This window comes from Paraburkholderia sp. MPAMCS5 (assembly GCF_036016995.1).
Taxonomy (GTDB): Bacteria; Pseudomonadota; Gammaproteobacteria; order Burkholderiales; family Burkholderiaceae; genus Paraburkholderia.
Window position 1 is genome coordinate 324,691 of the sequence record NZ_JAYXBK010000004.1, and the last position, 18,428, is coordinate 343,118.

Genomic DNA, 18,428 nt, shown 5'->3' on the forward strand with positions numbered 1-18,428 from the left:
CAAGTTGCAACAAGCCGGGGACGATGCATACAAGTCATCTGACTAATGACATTCATGCTCTCGTGAAATAGCGGCCAAACAGTGAGAATGCTTCCCACTATGGCTTAAAACGTTTTCAGGGAGCGAGAACATGTTTGCGATTACCGGTGTGACAGGGCAGGTGGGCGGCGCGGCGGCATGCGCGTTGTTGGACGCGGGGCACAAAGTGCGCGGTATTGCGCGACACAACAAAAGCGGCGCAGTGGGACCAGCGCGGCGCGGAGGTGGCGATTGCGTCATTCGAAGACGCCGACGCTCTAACAGCGGCGTTTCGCGATACAGCAGGCGTCTTCGTGATGATTGCGCCGAACTTCGCGCCAGAGCCGGGTTATCCAAACGCGCATGCGGCGGCCGCCGTGCTGAAAGAAGCGCTGAGCAAGGCGCGTCCTTTACGCGTCGCGGCTTTATCGTCGATTGGCGGGCAGCGCGAATCCGGCCTCGGCCTTATCACACAAGTGCGTATTCTCGAAGAAGCACTCGCGGATCTGCCGCTGCCCACCGCGATCTTGCGGCCCGCGTGGTTCATGGAGAACTCGCTGTGGGACATCGCGCCAGCGCGCGATACCGGCGTCATGCCGAGCTTTTTGCAGAGAGGGCCCGCAGCGCTATACGCAACAGGACATTGCGGCGCTGCTCGGCGGCGTGCTGAAGCGCGAGGTAAAAGCACGAGCGGTGCCGCGCAATCAGTGGGAGGCCTTGTTCCAGGCGCAAGGTACGCCATGGCCGGCGCCGCGCATCGAATGCTCGACGGCTTCAACGCCGGCTGGATCGATTTCGAAGGCGGCGTGAACGAGCGAGTGACCGGCAAGACCGCTTATCAGACGGTACTGGCCGGGCTTCTCGCGCGCATCAGTTGACTATTGCACGGATGAAGTCCGGGCAAATAACAACGCGGCCCTATTCGTCTATTCAGAAGATTGAGACCGCGCTATTCGCGTGGTCTCAATCAGTCTTTCGATGTCTGTGCGCTACCGCGCATTCACGATTAAAAAATCGATTTGCCCGTATAAGTGGTCAGCCATTCGAGCGCGAGTACGCCGGCTAATGAATTGCCATTCGCATCGAGCCCAGGCGACCAGACGCACACGGCCATTTCTCCTGGCAGCACCGCGACGATTCCACCGCCCACGCCGCTCTTTGCGGGCAAGCCCACGCGATAAACGAAATCGCCGGCTGCGTCATAAGTGCCGCACGTCAGCATCAAAGCGGAAAGGCGCTTGGCCGAACTCGTGTCGAGAATGCGCTCGCCGGTGGATGGCACCACGCCGTGATGCGTCAGAAAGAGGGCTGCTTGCGCGAGTTCGACACAACTCATCGAAATGGCGCATTGGCGGCAATAGGCGTCCACCACCAGTTCCGGCGGCATTTTCATGTTGCCGAAGCTCGCCATGAAATGCGCCATCGCGCGGTTGCGGTGTGCGTGCTGCAATTCCGATTGCGCGACGCGCGAATCGTAGTCGATGCTTGCCTCGCCGGTTAAACGTCGCATGAATTCGACGAGCGCCGTTTCTGCCTGCACGAAACGGCGGCACAGCACGTCGGTGACGACGAGCGCGCCCGCATTGATGAACGGATTGCGCGGCTTGCCGTGTTCCGCCTCCAGTTGAACCAGCGAATTAAACGCATTGCCGGACGGCTCGCGGCCAACGCGTTGCCAGAGCGCGTCGCCGAGAAGCCGGAACGCCATCGTGCAGGCGAATAACTTGGAAATGCTCTGAATTGAAAAGCGCGTGTCCGCTTCGCCGGTCCGGAATACCTCGCCGGATGCCGTGACGATCGCCATGCCGAAACTTTCGGCGGGGACTTTCGCCAGTTGCGGAATGTAATCGGCGACTCTGCCCGTGCCGAGATGCGGGCGCAGATCGCCGTGAATCTGTTCGAGGATGGATGCGTAGTTCATATGGCTCAACCCGGTAGAGCCGCGATTCTACTGGCAAGCATCCGCGAATTGGCCGGGACGGCTCTTTTCGAAGCAGAAACGCCGCCGTCGCGCGATCAGTGCGCGCCGGCCGCGTCCTGACCGCCGCCTTTTGCGGGCCGCGTAATCCAGATCAACGGAATGATCACAATGAAAATGATCGCCGATATGAAGAAGATGTCGTTTAGTCCCATCATCGCGGCCTGGGTATTCACGGTGAAGTCGAATAGCGCATGCGCCGACTGCGTGTTCATGTGCAACAGCGATTGCGTCGAATCGATCTGCTGATTGAACAAAGGATTGTTGACGGACGCGCGCTCCGTGAGCCTCGCATGATGCAGCACCGTGCGGTTATTCCACGCGTTGCCGGCCACGGAGGTGCCCACCGCGCCGCAAAACACGCGCACGAAGTTCGACAGACCCGCCGCCGCCGGAATCTTGTGCGGCGGCTGGCCTGACAGAATGATCGCGGTCAGCGGCACGAAGAACAGCGCCATCGGAATGCCTTGCAGCAGCGTGGGTATCACGAGATGCCATGTGTCGATTTCGATCACATACTTCGAGCGCATGTAAAACACGATCGCGAAACCGACGAAGGCCAGTGTGGAAATGACGCGCGCGTCCGAGCGCGGCAGCACGCGCCCCATGATGGGCGCGAGTATCACGGCGAACACGCCGAGCGGCGCGGTGACGAGACCGGCGTCGACGGAACGGTAGTTCAGGTACTCCTGCATCCATTGAGGCAACAGCACGAGGTTGCCGAAAAACACGCCATACGCAACGGAAATCGCAATCGTGCCGCCCAGAAAATTGCGCTGCTGAAAGAGCCGCAAATCGACGATCGGATGTTCTTCGGTCAGCTCCCACACGAGAAAGAACGCGAAGCTGATCAGTGAGGTAATGCCTAGAATCACGATCACCGGCGACGCGAACCAGTCGAGATCCTTGCCCTTGTCGAGCATGATTTGCAGCGACGCGACCCACGTGATCAGCAGCGCGAGCCCGATGACGTCGATGGGCGGCTTGCGCGTCGGCGACTCGCGCGTGCGATAGATCATCCACGTGACGCCGGCCGCGAAGAGGCCGACGGGAATGTTGATATAGAAGATCCACGACCAGCTGTAGCTATCCGTGATCCAGCCGCCGAGCGCCGGGCCCGCGATCGGGCCGACGGTCGCGGTCATCGCCCACAACGAAAGCGCGGTCGAGCCTTTCTCCTTCGGATACGAGCCGAGCAGAATGGCTTGCGAAAGCGGAATCAGCGGGCCCGCCACCGCGCCCTGAAAAACGCGCGCGAGCAGCAGCACGGGCAGCGTCGGCGCGATGCCGCACAGCCACGACGCGAGCACGAACATCAGGATCGCGCCGACAAAGAGCTTGACCTGGCCGATGCGTTGCGTGAGCCAGCCGGTCAACGGAATTGACACCGCGTTGGCCGCGGCGAACACGGTGATGACCCACGTGCCTTCGTCGACGGAAACGCCCAGGTTGCCTGAGATGGTCGGAATCGCGACGTTCGCAATCGACGTGTCCAGCACGTTCATGAAGGTGGCGAGCGCGACGGCAATGGTCGCGAGAACCAGTTGCCCGCCTTGCAGCGGCGGTGGAGGAGCAGGCGCAGCGGAGGCGGGTTGGCTCAAGACGTTCTCCAGAATCGATATGCTGCGGACCTCGCGCACGGCGATTGCGCGCGGCGCGACAGGTCCGCCCGACGCTCGCAAAAGCATACCTGCATTCGTATACGGGCGTTGCCGGCGCGGGCAGCGTATGCTCGCGGCTGAGGCGGGATCGAAGCGCGAAGGTGTGTCGAACGGTGCGTCGATCGGTGCGTCGAACGAACATGGGGCGGCCACGGTTCACTTCCAATCCGCCAATCCGCCAATCCGCCACTCAATAACCGGTAATAACGAGCGAAGGAAATGAATATGGTCTGGGAGCAATTCGAACACGGCTGGCGGCGCGCGCCGCTGAATGCGCCCGCGAAGGGGCTGGTAGTGCTCATGCACGGCGTGGGCAGCAATGCACGCGATTTGATGCCGCTCGCGGATATCTGGAGCGAGCGCCTGCCGGATGTGGCCTTCACGTCGCTCGACGGCACCGATCCGTTCGACGGCGGCTTCGGCGGCCGCCAGTGGTTCAGTCTGCGCGACATCGGCGAAGGCAATCGCGAGGCGCGCACGGCGGCCGCGTATGCGGCGTTGCGCGACGTGCTCGACACGGAACTCGCGCATTGGCAGCTTGCTTTCGGACGCCTTGCGCTGGTCGGCTTTTCGCAAGGTTCGATCATGGCGCTGCACCATGTCGCGACGAGCACGGAGGGCGCCGCGTGCGTCGTCGCGTTTTCGGGGCGGCTCGCTTCGCCTGTGACCGCGCGAAACGGCACGCCGCTCACGTTGATTCACGGCGAGGAGGACGAAGTGATTCCCGTGCAGGCGCTCGAATACGCCGCCGACGCGTTCAACGCGGCGGGCTATACCGTCGACGCGTACGCGTTGCCGGGCATCGGCCATACGATCAACGCGGACGGGGTCGCGCTCGGCCAGGAAGCGCTGGAACGCACGCTGGGCGCCTTGTCGCGCGATTAGAGCGGGCGCTTTAATCGCGGCCCTCAAGGTTCTGGACGGTTTGCCGTTAATGGCTCATAGCACGCAAACCATCCTCAGAGCCTCCCTATGGCCAGAACGCCGCCGCATCACCCGCTTTTCGATCGCCTGTTGCGCCAGGCCGTGACGGTAGACCTCGGCACGGCCAATACGCTCATCTATACCGACGACGGCGGCATCGTGCTGAATCAGCCGTCGGTCGTGTGTTTCGAGCAGGAGCGCGCGGCCGGACCCAAGCGGGTGGCGGCGGTGGGCGCCGAGGCGCGCCAGCTTCTCGGCCGCGAGCCGCGCAATCTCGAAGCGGTGCGGCCGATGCGTCACGGCGTGATTGCCAACTTTTCCGCCGCGGAGCACATGATCCGGCAATTCGTCGACATGGCGCGGCCGCGGCAATTGTTCAGCCGCCGCGCCGCGTTCACACTGTGCGTGCCGGCCGGAGCGACTCAGGTGGAACGCCGCGCCATCAAGGAAGCAGCGGTCGCGGCCGGTGCGTGGAAGGTCAGCCTGATCAGCGAATCGCTGGCCTCGGCGGTCGGCGCGGGGCTGCCGGTTTCGGAGGCGACGGGTTCGATGGTCGTCGATATCGGCGGCGGCACGACCGAAGTCGGCGTGCTCACACTCGGCGGCACCGCCTATAGCGGCTCGATCCGCGTGGGCGGCGACAGTTTCGACGCAGCGATCATCAGTTATGTGCGCAACGTCTATGGCGTTCTGCTCGGCGAGCAGACCGCGGAGCATGTGAAGAAGAACATCGGCTCGGCCATGCGCGATGTGCCCGCCGAACATATGAATGCGACCGGCCGCGGCATCGACGACGGATTGCCGCGCACCGTGCAGCTCAGCAACCACGATATCGCCGATGCCATCGAGGTTCCGCTGCGCCAGGTGATCGTGGCGGTGAAACGCGGGCTGGAAATGACGCCGCCCGAACTCGTCACCGACATCGCGCACAACGGCATCGTGCTCACGGGCGGCGGCGCGCTGCTCGGCAATCTGGAGCGCCGCCTGACCAACGAGATCGGCCTTGAATTCCGCGTCGCCGACGAGCCGCTGACCTGCGCGGTGCGCGGCGCGGGCATGGCGGCCGCCACCGGCTTGCTCGACGACATCGCGTGCGAGTGAGGGAGCGGGCGACGCGCCCCGGCTTTCACATGCATCGCGCGACTATGTGACAATCGCGCGACGCGTTCCCCGAGCCGCCTGTGAATCCATCCCTTTCCGTTGCTTCCGCAGAGTCTTCATTGTCTGTCGCGCCGCCTGCTTTCATCGAATTGCAAAGCGGCTTGCGCATGCCCTATGTCGAAGCCGGCGAAGGCGAATTGCTGCTGTTCGTGCACGGCTCGCTCTGCGATTACCGCTACTGGCAACCGCAACTCGCCGGCCTTTCGAAGCACTACCGCTGCGTCGCGGTGAGCCTCACGCATTATTGGCCGATGATCGACACCGAGCCGGGCCTGCCGTTCAGCTGGAGCGAGCATGCGAACGAGGTCGGCGAATTCATCGAGCGTGTCGGCGCCGGGCCGGCTCATGTAGTGGGACATTCGCGCGGCGGCTGCGTCGCTTTTCATTGCGCGCGACGCTATCCGCAGCATGTGCGCACGTTGACGCTCGCCGATCCGGGCGGCCCCTTGCAGATCGCGGGACGGCCACCCGCGAGTTTGCCGGAGACCGTTAATGCGTTGCGCGCGAAAGCGGCGCAACTGATCGAGTCCGGCGAGGTCGAGGCGGGCTTGCAACTGTTCGTCGATTCAGTGAGCCGCCCCGGCTTCTGGGCGATGAGCACGGCGGGTTTTCGCCGTATGGCGGCCGACAATGCACGGACGCTCGCGCGGCAATTCCGCGACCCGTTGCCAGCCTATGTTCCCGACGAAGCCGCCGACGTGCGTTGCCCCGTGTTGCTGATAGACGGCGAAAAGAGTCCCGAGATGTTTCGCCGCACGGCCGCCGCGCTGCAATCGTGGCTGCCGGATGCGCGCCGCCAGACAGTGCGCGGCGCGTCGCATGGAATGAACCTCGCGCATCCTTCGGCGTTCAATCGCTACATCGACGAATTCATTCGGGCGATCAACGCCGCCTAGCGGCGAATCGGCGCGGCCGCTTCGTCATGCGTTGCGATGCGCGTCCCGATCGAGCGCGCGTTCCGCCGCTTCGCCGACAAACCCGTGATAGTAGAGATGCACGCCGATCGCGAGCGAGTCGTTGCGAATTTCATGGAAGGCCTTCCACGCCTTCGCCGGGTCCTTGAACAGCAGATAGTGCGCTTCGCGAGCGATCAGATCGGCGACTTCATGCAGACCGTGTCCATGCAAGACATCGACGAGCGTATCGAGGCTGCGATGCGTGCGCGCGTCGGTGCGCGGATAGAGCATGTGCAGCACCGCGACGTCCTGTGTCTTCACAGCCGCCGACAAAGCAACGACGATGTCCTGATGGTTCAGCGCGCTAACCACGCTGTCTTCGCCATGGACGTGGTCCGGGAAAAGCGTTTCGAGAGAGGCGTTCATTCGGGTTCTTCCTGTTCTTCTGGCTGATAAAAAAGGCCCGCCGTGCATAGCGGGCCAGGACAGCGATGTGTTCGCCGGGCAGGCGGAACATGAAAGCAGTATCGCAGAAGCACTTCTTCGGACTCAGTACCGCGCGAGCAAAACATTGTTGCTGCGAGCGTCCTTCACTGCAGGTCCTGTGCCACCGAAAAAAGCCGAAACTCCCCCGTGATAAGTTCGTCTGACGTGACGAGACCTTCTACAATCGGAAACGACCAGGCGGTCATGGACAGCAAACCGACAGCTGACCGACAGCAATCTGAAGCACCCGGAAGCAATCGGAAGCAATCGGAAGCAATCGGAAGCACCCGGAAGCAATCGGAAGCACCCCGAAGCGAAGCGATACACAGCAGCGATACACAGCAGCGAACCATAGGAGCGACACTGATGCACCAGCCTGAAGCCCTCGGCGGCCTGTCCCACTCGGGCGGAATCGATCATCGCGAATCCGAGCCGGACGGCGCGTTCATCCCGACGGAAAGCCTCAATGCCCCCAGCGTGACGCAGCACGTGCTGAAGTCGGGCGACACCTTCATCGTCAACGATTCTCTCGGCGACATCACCGGTCATGACGACGGTCTCTTCGTCAACGACACCCGCGTGCTCTCGCAACTGCGCCTCACGTTCGGAGGCCGCGCGCCGTCGCTGCTGTCGGGCAGCGTCAGCAGCGACAACACTTCATTCACCGCGCATCTGACCAACCGGCCATTGCCGCCGCTCGGCGGCGCCAGCACGCCCGAAGGTGTGATTCACGTCGAACGCGTGCGCGTGCTGTCGGGCACCGTGCTCAACGAGGCCATCGAACTGACCAACTACGGCACGAGCGACGCCGTCGTGCCGTTGTCCATTTCCTTTGCCAGCGACTTCCGCGACATGTTCGAGGTGCGCGGCCTGAAGCGCGCGAAGCAGGGGTGTATCGAGGAGGCGCGCGTCGAGAACCAGCAGGTGTTGCTCGACTACATCGGCCTCGACGATGTCGCGCGTAACGTGCAGATTGCCTTCGCGCCGCAGCCCGACAAGTTGTTCGCCGATCGCGCGGACTACACGGTGAAGCTGCCCGCGCAGGCTTGCGTGTCGATCTATCTGTCGGTCGCGGTTCAGGTCGTCGCGCAGAAGCCGGACGCGCCGAGCGCGGGTGTGTCGTCGCCGACTCATCCGCTGAGTGAAGCGCATATGTCGCAGATCGACACGGAGCGGCCGCGCGTGGGCCGCGCGGCGGTGCGCGCGGCGCTGGTCGACGCGCACCTCGTCATGCGCGAGCGCCGCCGCGCGACCGCGCGTGTGCGTTCGGGCAATCCGCTCTTTAACGCGTGGATCGACCGCTCGCTCGCCGACCTCGGTCTTCTCACCACCGACCTCGCCACCGGGCCGTATCCGTATGCGGGCATCCCGTGGTTTTCCACGCCGTTCGGCCGCGATGCCGTGATCACGTCGTTGCAGACGCTCTGGTTGCAGCCGCAACTTGCTGCGGGCGTGCTGCGTTTTCTCGCCGAGCATCAGGCGCGCGAGACCCTTCCGTTCCGCGACGCCGCGCCCGGCAAGATCATGCATGAGATGCGCAAGGGCGAGATGGCGGCGACCGGCGAAGTGCCGTTCGCGCTGTACTACGGCGGGGTCGACACCACGCCGCTGTTCATCGTGCTGGCGGGCGCGTACGAGGCGCGCACGGGCGATGCCGCGCTGATCGACGAGTTGTGGCCGGCGCTCGAACGCGCGGCCGGCTGGGTCGCCGGCGTGTGCGACAAAAATCGTTACGGACTCCTCGACTATCAGCGCGAGTCGGACGGCGGCCTCGCCAATCAGGGCTGGAAGGACAGCCACGATTCCGTGTTCCATGCCGACGGCCGTTTCCCCGATGGCCCGATCGCGCTCGTCGAAGTGCAGGCGTATGCGAGCGCCGCGTTCGACACCATGGCTCGTTTCGCCAAACGGCGCGGCCTGCACGACGCGGCGAAGCAATACGAAACGCGCGCGAAGAAACTGCGCGAGTGCGTCGAAGAAAAGTTCTGGATGGAAGAGGCGGGCTTCTACGGCATCGCGCTCGACGGCCACGGCGAACTGTGCCGCGTGATGGCGTCGAATGCGGGCCACTTGCTGGCCTTCGGTTTGCCTTCGCGCGAGCGCGGCGAATCGGTGGTGCGCGCGCTCGACTCCACGCTCTTTCACACCGGCTGGGGCGTGCGCACGCTGGCCGCGACCCAGTCGCGCTTCAATCCGATGGCCTATCACAACGGCTCCGTGTGGCCGCACGACAATGCAATCTGCGCTCGCGGTTTGTCGCGCTACGGCGGCAAGGCGGCGGCGGTGCGTTTGCTGCAGGCGCTGTTCCAGGCGGCGGTCAATTTCGACATGCGTCTGCCGGAGCTGTTCTGCGGCTTTCTGCGCAGGCGCGGCGAACCGCCCACCGCCTATCCGGTCGCGTGTCTGCCGCAGGCATGGGCGGCGGGATCGCCGTTCATGATGCTGGAGGCTTGTCTCGGCATCACGATCGACGCCGAACGCCGCGAAGTGGTGATCGAGCAGCCGATGCTGCCGGAAGGCATCGACTGGCTGGAGCTGGGTGATTTGCGGGTCGGCGACGCGTCGGTGTCGATCACATTCCGCCGCATCGGCGAGAAGGTGGTGGCATCGGCCGAGCAGGGCGACGTGCGGGTGGTCGCGCTGCTGTGAAGCAGGGCCGGGTGGCGGGTAGCGTGTTGCCGGATCAGTCCGGCTTCTTCAAGCCGCTCGGATTTTCAGGCGTGCCGGGCGATGCCTCGGGAGGCGGCGGCCTTCTGGCATCGTCCGGCGCAAGCACGATGCCCGCGCCGGGCAGTAGCGGCGTCGTGCTGGTTGCGGGCGGCGAAGAGGGCGCGGCGTTCGTTGCGCCGTTGCGTGTGCCACCGCTCGTGCCGTTGTTCAAGGGCGCCGCGCCGCGCTGTCCGCCTGCTCCCGGGCCGGAACCGGCGCCCATCCCTTGCGCGCACACCGTTCCTGTGAAGGCCAGAGCCAGTGCTGCGATTGCGAAGTGTCTCGTGAGCATGGTGGCTTCCTCTGCGTGACCTCGTCGTCCGCCTTTGCCCGCTATTGCGGCGCGTCTTCGTCGAACAATTCGTCGTCCTCGGAATGCAGGATCGGCGCGGATGTGCCGGGCGTGCCGGATGTGGGCCCGGAGTCGGCTGAGTCGGCGGCGGCATCCGGAATGTCGTCCTTACCGGCATCGCGCCGGTCCTCTTCGCTGGTTGGTTCCTTCCGACGATTGGTCATGGCGGCGTCTCCCATTCAGTCTGGAAATTCATAGTGAATTTGTAGCCCACGAGACAAGACGGGTCAATCGGGGTGAATAACGCGCCGCGCGATCGCCCGCGCGACGGCTCGCGCGAGCGCGCGGGTCAGGGAGGGCACGCGGCTTGCGACGCCGAAGACCGCAACGTTGAACACATCAGTTGCAGTCAATCGCTTTACAAACCAGGGAGGTGTCATGCGAGTTGCGATGAAAGGAGTGGTGTTGTCGGCATTGATGCTGGGCTTGTCCGGGGCCGTGTATGCGCAGGGCGCCCCGACAACCGGTGGCGGAGGCGCGGGCGCGGGCCAGGGCGGCAATGGAATGCCGACGCCGAATGCGAGCGGTCCGATGGCGTCGCCGTCCGATACCCCATCCAGCACGAGAGCGAAGACGGGTACATCGCACAAACACATGAAGTCCAAGAAGCACAATCGGGCGATGCAGGATTCAGCCGGATCGGGTGCCGCGGGCGGCCAGTAGAGCCGTGAGCGAGGCGCCGTCGTCGCGGTGCCTGCCTTGCGTCTGACGCGGCGGAAGGCCACGCGAAGCGGCAGGCAACAGCACGAAAAGGCGCTTACGCGGAGCCGACGTTCGCGTCCCAGTCCGCGCCGGCGTCCAGCTCGGCTTCGGCGCCGGAAATCCGGTAGGTGCCTTTGCCTGCCTTTTTCGCATCGTACATGGCTTCGTCGGCGCGTCGGATCACGTCGTCGACGGGCTCGTCCGGCGCGGCCAACGCGATCCCGATGCTCGTGCCGATGTCCATCGCGCCGTCCGGCGTCATGCGATACGGCTTGGCGATTTCGCTGATCACGCGCTGCGCGATGGCAATAATGGCGGGCAGCGTTGCATCTTCGACAATCACCGCAAACTCGTCGCCGCCGAGACGCGCGGCAAATTCGCCGCGCCGCAGCGTCTCTTTCAGGCGCGCCGCGACGGTTTCCAGCACTTCATCGCCGGCGGGATGGCCGTGCCGGTCGTTCACCTGCTTGAAGCCGTCGAGATCCAGATACAGCACCGCCGTCCACGTATCGCTGCCGGTGCGCGGCCTCGAAACGAACTGCGCGAGACGCTCGCGCAGTTCGCGCCGGTTCGCGAGTCCCGTGAGCGAATCGTGACGCGCGAGATGAAACGCGCGGGCTTCGCTTTGCCGGCGTTCGGTAACGTCTTCAATGATGATCACGCTGCTGCCGTCAGGAACCGGATTGCGCGTCATCGCGAGATAACGGCCGTTGCGAAGTTCCAGGTCGAGCGGCCGACGTTCGCCCTGCAACCATGCGGCGCACCTGTCTATCCACTGCTTGCGCAGCATGGCGCTGAACTGCGCGAGACCGACATGACCGATGAACTCGGGAAGCGGCACGTTGAGCTTCAACAGGCCGGGCGTGGTGCCGAAGAGTTCGGCGGTGCGGCTATTCGCAATGACCACTTTTCCCGTCCGGTCGATAGTGCACAGTCCGTGCGGCATATGCCTGAGCGCGGCATCGAAGCGCGCCGCGAGTTCGGCGTGGTTCTGCTCGGCCGTCATCAGCGCGACCAGACCCTTGTAATGACGACGCACGATCGACGTCATCGCGCCGACGTACGCGATGAGAGGCGGAAAGAGAATCCACGAACCGCTCGTGCGTGTGAGCAATGCGCCCACACCGATCGGTATCGACACGAGACATATCTGTCCGATCGCGAGGCGCGGCACGGCGGCGTTGCGCGACGCGATTCCGCCGAGAATGCCGGATGCCACCATGATCGCGAGCGAGGCCAGCGTGGTGTCGGAGGAACCGACGCAGGCCATGGTGCCGAGCCCTAGAAACAGGCTCGTCGCGAGGCAAAGCGGCGCGTAGGCCGCGGCCCACGGAGCGGGATTGACCGAGCTTTTCCGGCCATGCGCGGCATACGCATGGATGATGCTCAGACGCCCGAGCAAAAGCCATATGTCGGCGAGCAGCCAGACGATCGTCCACGGCTGATGCAAGCGCATATAGGCGGCGGTCGCGACGAACGAGCTTGCCACGACGGACATCAGCAAGGGCTGCACGTTGTCGAATAGCGTCGACAGCAGGCGCGAGCGGGTGGACGGTGTGACGACCGCGCCGAGTTCGGGCGGCGTCGCGAGAATAGCGTCTGAAACGGAAAAATTTACTGCCATGGTGCCGCTCCTGAGGGCGGGACGAAGCCGGGTCTCCTGGTTTAACGGCGGCGCGCGGCAGTTCTTTATGGGAGTTGCGCAGCGCGGGCGAGCGGCACATGAGGCTTTGCCGAATCGCGCTGAGCCGTATCCGCGAGTGGTAACATTTGTTGCAAACCCATCAACAGCCCGCACGACCACCGCATGCCAGACAGCTTCGACCAGCTTGCCGCCCTGATTCGCGCGCGCTTTTCCGAACTGAGTCCGCAATTCCAGATGGGCGCGGGTTTCCTGCTCGATCATCCGGACGAAGTTGCGGTGTCGTCCATGCGCAAGGTCGCCGAGCGCGCGCAGGTGCAACCTGCGTCACTCGTGCGCCTTTCGCAGCAACTCGGTTTTCCCGGCTGGAACGAATTGCGCAACCTGTTCGTCGCGCGCGTGCGCACGCGGCCGGAACCGCTCACGAGCCGCGCGCGCTCGCTCGTCAAATCGAAAGACGCGCTCGCGCACGATCTGCTCATCGCGCAGCAGCACAATCTCGAAGTGACCGCCGCGCACAATGGCCGCGTGATCGTCGAAACGGCGCGGCTGTTGCGGCGCGCGCCGCATGTGCATGTGGCCGGCTTCCGCTCCTGCTATTCGGTCGCCTTCGGGCTCGTGTACGGCTACCGGTTGTTCCGTTCGTCGGTGTCGCTGCTCAACGGCGAGGCCGGCACGCTCGAAATGCAGCTGCGTACCGTGGAGCGCGACAGCGCCACCATCGTCATCAGCTTCGCGCCGTATTCGGTCGAAGCGGCGCGCGTGGCGGAAGCTGCGCTGGAAAAGGGCAGCAAGCTCATTGCCATTACCGACAGCGTCGTTTCGCCCATCGCCCTGAATGCCGACAAGGTGCTGATCTTCTCGCACGAGAGCCCGTCGTTCTTTCCCTCGCTGGTGGCCGCGTCGGCCATCGCCGAAGCGCTCGTCGCGCATCTGCTCGCGCTCGAAGGCGCGGACGCCGTCGAGCAGCTCGGCATCGCCGAACAGTCGCTGCACGCAAAGGGCGCGTACGTGCCCTGATTCCCTGTCTCGCGAATTTCAACCGGTGCCGCATCGTCCGGTTTGACAACAAATGTTGTTTGGAAGTATAAATGCGTACCGATTGTTGAATAGGTGCGAGCCGTGGCATTGACGCAGAATCTGGAGCTTTATTCGCTAGGCGGTGAGCCGTATGAAATCGGCTACCGTTTGGGCGAACTCGCGAGGCCGGTGTTCGCCGGCTATATGGAGCAGAGCAGCGCGTGGCAGGCGGTGCGCCGATGGCGCGGCCAGCCGTTCGTGCAGGCGCTGCGAGACGCGGCCCGCGCGCATTTTCCGGACTTGCTGGCCGAACTCGACGGCATGGCGGACGGCTTGGGCTGGCCGGCCGAAGACGTTTTTCTGTGGAACTGCCGTGGCGAACTGATCCATCACGCGCCGGACGGTTGCACCACGCTCGCGGCGATTGAAGGCGACACGCGCTTCATCGCGCATAACGAAGACGGCGACCCGTTTCTGCGCGGGCGCTGCGCGCTGGTCGACGTGCGGCCCGCAGGCAAGCCCGGCTTCGTCAGCTTTTATTATCCCGGCTCGCTGCCGGGGCACACCTTCGCGGCGAACCGCGCCGGCCTCGTGCAGGCGATCAACAATCTGCGTATTCGCGAGCCTGCCGCCGGCGTGCCGCGCATGATCCTTGCGCGCGCGGTGCTCGACGCAACCTCGCTCGACGAAGCGCTGCACACCCTGCAACGCGCGCCGGCGGCGAGCGGCTTTCATCACACGCTGGGTTGTGTTCAGGACGCGCGCCTTGTCAGCGTGGAGGCGAGCGCGCGGCGCTGCTCGGTGCAAAGCATGCTGACGCGCGGCGGCCACGCGAATCATATGGTCCACGCGGGTTGCGAAGCGGAAGCGCAGATCATCACGGATTCGTCGCGCGACCGGCAGCTTCGCGTGGACGCGTTGTTGCCCGCCGCCAGCGCAGGCGCTGCGCTGAACGCAGACGCATTGCTCGACATCCTGCAGGATCGCGCGCCTTCGGGCCTGCCGATCTATCGCGACGATCCCGCCGACCCGGACGACGAAAACACGCTCGCCACGGCGCTCTTCCAGATCGGCGATGCCGGTGTGTCGATGCAGGTGGTCTGCGAGAAGCAGCGCGTATTTGACACCTTTATTCCTCGCACGACGCCCGCGCCCGCTGCGTGAGCGGCCACCTCTTTTCCGGAAAGTGAAAACCATGTCCAACGTATTTCATCGTTCGCCGAAGCAGTCGTTGCCGGTCGCCGTCGCGGGCGACGGCATTGAGATCATCGATTCGACGGGCAAGCGCTATATCGACGCCTCGGGCGGCGCGGCCGTCTCGTGCCTCGGCCACAGCAACCAGCGCGTGATCGACGCGATCAAGCGCCAGGCGCAGCAACTGCCGTACGCGCATACGTCGTTCTTCACGACGCAGCCTGCGGAGGAACTCGCGGACCGGCTCGTCGCGAGCGCGCCGCAAGGTCTCGCGCACGTGTATTTCGTGTCGGGCGGATCGGAGGCAATCGAAGCCGCGCTGAAACTCGCGCGTCAGTATTTCGTGGAGAAGGGCGAGCCGCAGCGGCGCCATTTCATTGCGCGGCGGCAGAGCTATCACGGCAACACGCTCGGCGCGCTGGCCATCGGCGGCAACGCGTGGCGGCGCGAGCCGTTCCTGCCGATCCTGATAGAGGCGCATCACGTGAGTCCATGCTACGCGTATCGCGAGCAGCGCGCCGACGAAAGCGAAACGGAATTCGCGCAGCGTCTCGCCGACGAACTCGAACAGAAAATCCTCGAACTCGGCGCGGATACGGTGGCGGCCTTCGTCGCGGAAACGGTGGTCGGCGCGACCGCGGGCGCGGTGCCGCCGGTGCGTGAATACTTCCGCAAGATTCGCGCGGTGTGCGACCGCTACGGCGTGCTGCTGATTCTCGACGAAATCATGTCCGGCATGGGCCGCACGGGCCACCTGTACGCGTGCGAGGAAGACGGCGTCGCGCCGGACCTGCTGACCATCGCGAAGGGACTCGGCGCGGGCTATCAGCCGATCGGCGCGACGCTCGTGAGCGACCGGATCTATCAGACGATCGTCGGCGGCTCGGGCTTTTTTCAGCATGGCCACACCTATATCGGGCACGCGACGGCATGCGCGGCGGCGCTCGAAGTGCAGCGCGTGATCGCCGACGACAAACTCCTGCCGAACGTGCTCGCGCGCGGCGAACAGTTGCGCGGGATGTTGCGCGAGCGTTATGCGCAGCATCCGCATATCGGCGACGTACGCGGGCGCGGGCTCTTCGTGGGCGTCGAATTCGTCAAGGATCGCGACAGCAAGACACCTTTCGACGCCGGCCTGAAATTGCACGCCGCAGTCCGTCGCGAGGCGTTTGCGCGCGGCCTGATGGTGTATCCGATGGGCGGCACGGTGGACGGCGAGACCGGCGATCATGTGCTGATCGCGCCGCCGTTTATCTGCACGGCGCGCGACATCGAGGAAATCGTCAGCCGGCTCGCCGATGCCGTCGACGGCGCGCTCGCTGCGATTGCACGATAGACCGGCGCGTGCACGCCATTCACAACTTGCGAAACCGACCATGACCGAGCGCTTGCCCCCTTTCCAGATCGCCGACGCGACACCCGAGCAGAAGGCCGTTCTCGACGAGATTTTGTCCGGTCCGCGCGGCAATCTGAACGGGCCGTTTCTCGGCTGGATTCATAGCCCGGAACTCGCGCAGCCCGCGCAGCGCCTCGGCGCGTTCTGCCGCTACAGCACCGGCTTGCCGCTGCGCCTGTCGGAACTGGCCATTCTCATCACGGCGGCGCGCTGGCAGGCGCAGGCGGAGTGGTTCATCCACTATCCGATCGCACTTCAGGCCGGCGTGCGGGAAGCGGACGCCGAGTCGATCCGCCGCGGCTTGCGCCCCGAATTCGCCGATCCGGACGACGCGCTGATCCACGATTTCGCGAGCGAGCTTTATGACACGAAACGCGTGTCGGACGCGACGTATGCGAAAGCGGTCGAGCGCTTCGGGCATCGCGTGGTGATCAATCTCGTGGGTCTGCTCGGCTACTACGCGCTCGTCGCGATGACGCTGAATGTGTTCGACATGCGCGCGCTTGACCAGGACAGCTTGCCGTTCGGGGAGTAGCGCGTGGTCACGCCGGATCGTGCGCCGATTCATGCGCCGATTCGTGCGCCGATTCGCGCGCCGATTCATGCGTCGATTCGTGCGCCGGCGTGAGGCCGTCACGACGCTGGAACGCGGAAGCGCCTATCATGAAGGCCGGTCCACGTCCGCGCCTGCAATGCAGCGCGGCACTCGCGACCGATGCCGCGGCCGCGGACCCTTCGGGCTGGACCGTTGCGGCGGGCATCGTGGCAGGTCGTGCAGCGCGCGAAGCAGGGCACAAACAGGAGAGAGCGATGAAGCGCAAGGCATCAGCAGTCTGGCAAGGCGGCCTGCAAGACGGCAAGGGCTCCATTTCCACCGATAGCGGCGTCCTGAAAGAGACTCAATATTCGTTTTCGACGCGCTTCGCCGACGGCATCGGCACGAATCCCGAAGAACTGATCGCGGCCGCGCATGCGGGCTGCTTTTCGATGGCGCTGTCGGCGGAACTGGGCAAGGCGAACATCAAGCCCGAACGCATCGGCACGACGGCAACGGTCACGCTCGACAAGGACGGCGGCGGCTTCACTATTATTGCCGTGCATCTGGACGTGGCGGTCAAGATTCCTGGCGGCGACAAGGCCGCATTCGACAAAGCCACGGCGGACGCGAAGGCCGGCTGTCCGGTTTCGAAGGTGTTGAACGCCACCATCACGATGGATGCGAAGCTAGAAACCTGAGCTGACGGCTGAGCAGGTTCAGCAGATTCGCGGCGAGCGATGCGAATCGCGCATCGTTCCTCGCGCATCGAGGTTTCGGCATCACCCGATAATCCGACCAACCGCGCGCCGCATTGCCGGCATCCTGCGCCGGCGCGGCGCTTTTCCAATGGCACCGCGATGACCACCCAAGCCGACAAAGCCCGCCAGTTTCAGGCGCTGCACGCCGCGAACGAAACCTTCGTCATTCCTAATCCGTGGGACATCGGCTCGGCGCGGCTGCTCGCGCTGGCCGGTTTCAAGGCGCTTGCCACCAGCAGCGCCGGCTATGCTTTTTCGCGCGGCTTGCCCGATAACGCCGTCGGCCGCGCGCAGATGATGATCCATCTCGCGGAGATCGCGGGCGCGACCGATTTGCCGGTCAGCGCCGATCTGGAAAACGGCTTTGGCGATGCCCCCGAGGACTGCGCCGAAACCATTCGCCAGGCGGCGCAAGCGGGCGTGGTCGGCGGCTCGATCGAGGACGCGACTGGCCGCGCCAACGGGCCCATCTATCCGTTCGAAGCCGCCGTCGAGCGCGTGCGCGCTGCCCTCGAAGCGGCCCGTGCGCAGCCGTTCCCGTTCACGCTGACGGCGCGCGCGGAGAACTACCTCGCCGGCCGCCCCGATCTGGACGACACGATCCGCCGCTTGCAGGCCTATCAGGAAGCCGGCGCCGACGTGCTCTATGCGCCCGGCCTGACGACCCGCGAAGACATTGCCGCCGTGGTCGGCGCGCTGGAGCGGCCCGTCAACGTTTTGATGGGCTTGCAAGGCGTGCTGCTCGGCGTCGACGAATTGCACGCGATGGGCGTGCGCCGCGTGAGCGTCGGCGGCTCGCTCGCGCGCGCGGCGTTCGGCGCGTTCCTGCGCGCCGCGCATGAAATACGGGACCACGGCACGTTCAATTACACGAAAGACGCGGCGAGCGGCAACGAGCTGAATCAGCTTTTTGGCGAGGCCGCCGCGAAGTGGCGCACACGCGAACCCGTGCCGCCTGTATCGGACATGTGAACATGATCTGGAGCGGAGCCC

Annotated in this window: 18 protein-coding genes and 1 pseudogene; 12 read left to right on the forward strand and 7 right to left on the reverse strand. The window is 64.6% G+C overall.

The features are described 5' to 3' along the window. Positions 1–130: 130 nt before the first annotated feature. A pseudogene (locus VOM14_RS11785) lies at positions 131–896 on the forward strand (NAD(P)H-binding protein). Positions 897–1,024: 128 nt separating this feature from the next. Here the strand turns inward: VOM14_RS11785 and VOM14_RS11790 are convergent. Together VOM14_RS11790 and VOM14_RS11795 are read right to left on the reverse strand one after the other, a co-directional pair. Further along, positions 1,025–1,939 (reverse strand): glutaminase, encoded by a 915-nt coding sequence (locus VOM14_RS11790; protein WP_327628873.1) that lies wholly within the window; start codon positions 1,937–1,939, stop codon positions 1,025–1,027. 95 nt (positions 1,940–2,034) lie between these two features. Next, positions 2,035–3,501, reverse strand: coding sequence for a DHA2 family efflux MFS transporter permease subunit (locus tag VOM14_RS11795; RefSeq protein ID WP_327629081.1), 1,467 nt, complete (start codon positions 3,499–3,501; stop codon positions 2,035–2,037). A 381-nt stretch (positions 3,502–3,882) separates the two neighbouring features. On the opposite strand from VOM14_RS11795, the gene VOM14_RS11800 reads away from it, so the two are divergent. The 3 genes from VOM14_RS11800 to VOM14_RS11810 all read left to right on the forward strand — a co-directional run bounded on the left by VOM14_RS11800 (position 3,883) and on the right by VOM14_RS11810 (position 6,638). Then, positions 3,883–4,542 carry an alpha/beta hydrolase gene (locus VOM14_RS11800; RefSeq protein ID WP_327629082.1) on the forward strand — a complete coding sequence of 220 codons (660 nt, stop codon included), beginning with the start codon at positions 3,883–3,885 and terminating at the stop codon, positions 4,540–4,542. A gap of 87 nt (positions 4,543–4,629) precedes the next feature. Beyond that, positions 4,630–5,682 (forward strand): rod shape-determining protein, encoded by a 1,053-nt coding sequence (locus tag VOM14_RS11805; RefSeq protein WP_327628874.1) that lies wholly within the window; start codon positions 4,630–4,632, stop codon positions 5,680–5,682. A 167-nt stretch (positions 5,683–5,849) separates the two neighbouring features. Continuing rightward, entirely contained in the window at positions 5,850–6,638 is a 789-nt protein-coding gene (locus VOM14_RS11810; protein WP_327629083.1) for an alpha/beta fold hydrolase, read from the forward strand. A gap of 24 nt (positions 6,639–6,662) precedes the next feature. On the opposite strand, the gene VOM14_RS11815 is transcribed toward VOM14_RS11810, so the two are convergent. After that, positions 6,663–7,064, reverse strand: coding sequence for a hypothetical protein (locus VOM14_RS11815; protein ID WP_327628875.1), 402 nt, complete (start codon positions 7,062–7,064; stop codon positions 6,663–6,665). A 426-nt stretch (positions 7,065–7,490) separates the two neighbouring features. On the opposite strand from VOM14_RS11815, the gene VOM14_RS11820 reads away from it, so the two are divergent. Continuing rightward, positions 7,491–9,773: an amylo-alpha-1,6-glucosidase gene (locus tag VOM14_RS11820; protein ID WP_327628876.1), complete on the forward strand. Its 2,283-nt coding sequence runs from the start codon at positions 7,491–7,493 to the stop codon at positions 9,771–9,773. Positions 9,774–9,807: 34 nt separating this feature from the next. On the opposite strand, the gene VOM14_RS11825 is transcribed toward VOM14_RS11820, so the two are convergent. Further along, positions 9,808–10,125, reverse strand: coding sequence for a hypothetical protein (locus VOM14_RS11825; RefSeq protein ID WP_327628877.1), 318 nt, complete (start codon positions 10,123–10,125; stop codon positions 9,808–9,810). Positions 10,126–10,166: 41 nt separating this feature from the next. Next, the gene (locus VOM14_RS11830; protein ID WP_327628878.1) at positions 10,167–10,349 is read right to left on the reverse strand and encodes a hypothetical protein; all 183 of its coding nucleotides are present in this window, start codon (positions 10,347–10,349) and stop codon (positions 10,167–10,169) included. A gap of 214 nt (positions 10,350–10,563) precedes the next feature. Here VOM14_RS11830 and VOM14_RS11835 point away from each other — a divergent pair, with 214 nt between their 5' ends. Next, on the forward strand, positions 10,564–10,848 hold the full coding sequence (locus tag VOM14_RS11835; protein ID WP_327628879.1) for a hypothetical protein: 285 nt from the start codon (positions 10,564–10,566) through the stop codon (positions 10,846–10,848). A 94-nt stretch (positions 10,849–10,942) separates the two neighbouring features. Here VOM14_RS11835 and VOM14_RS11840 read toward each other — a convergent pair whose 3' ends face one another. Then, positions 10,943–12,511, reverse strand: coding sequence for a diguanylate cyclase domain-containing protein (locus VOM14_RS11840; RefSeq protein ID WP_327628880.1), 1,569 nt, complete (start codon positions 12,509–12,511; stop codon positions 10,943–10,945). 183 nt (positions 12,512–12,694) lie between these two features. Between VOM14_RS11840 and VOM14_RS11845 the strand changes: the two genes are divergently transcribed. From VOM14_RS11845 to VOM14_RS11860, 4 genes are all read left to right on the forward strand, one after another. Then, entirely contained in the window at positions 12,695–13,549 is an 855-nt protein-coding gene (locus tag VOM14_RS11845; RefSeq protein ID WP_327628881.1) for a MurR/RpiR family transcriptional regulator, read from the forward strand. A 102-nt stretch (positions 13,550–13,651) separates the two neighbouring features. Continuing rightward, positions 13,652–14,713, forward strand: coding sequence for a C45 family peptidase (locus VOM14_RS11850; protein WP_327628882.1), 1,062 nt, complete (start codon positions 13,652–13,654; stop codon positions 14,711–14,713). Between the two features lie 31 nt (positions 14,714–14,744). Further along, positions 14,745–16,079 (forward strand): aspartate aminotransferase family protein, encoded by a 1,335-nt coding sequence (locus VOM14_RS11855; protein ID WP_327628883.1) that lies wholly within the window; start codon positions 14,745–14,747, stop codon positions 16,077–16,079. A 40-nt stretch (positions 16,080–16,119) separates the two neighbouring features. Next, entirely contained in the window at positions 16,120–16,674 is a 555-nt protein-coding gene (locus VOM14_RS11860; RefSeq protein ID WP_327628884.1) for a carboxymuconolactone decarboxylase family protein, read from the forward strand. A gap of 7 nt (positions 16,675–16,681) precedes the next feature. Here the strand turns inward: VOM14_RS11860 and VOM14_RS11865 are convergent, their stop codons facing one another. Beyond that, positions 16,682–16,804 (reverse strand): hypothetical protein, encoded by a 123-nt coding sequence (locus VOM14_RS11865; RefSeq protein ID WP_327628885.1) that lies wholly within the window; start codon positions 16,802–16,804, stop codon positions 16,682–16,684. A gap of 145 nt (positions 16,805–16,949) precedes the next feature. Here VOM14_RS11865 and VOM14_RS11870 point away from each other — a divergent pair, with 145 nt between their 5' ends. Continuing rightward, positions 16,950–17,375, forward strand: coding sequence for an OsmC family protein (locus VOM14_RS11870; protein WP_327629084.1), 426 nt, complete (start codon positions 16,950–16,952; stop codon positions 17,373–17,375). Between the two features lie 159 nt (positions 17,376–17,534). Next, positions 17,535–18,407, forward strand: a complete 873-nt coding sequence (locus VOM14_RS11875) for an isocitrate lyase/PEP mutase family protein (protein WP_327628886.1) — start codon at positions 17,535–17,537, stop codon at positions 18,405–18,407. Positions 18,408–18,428 lie beyond the last annotated feature (21 nt).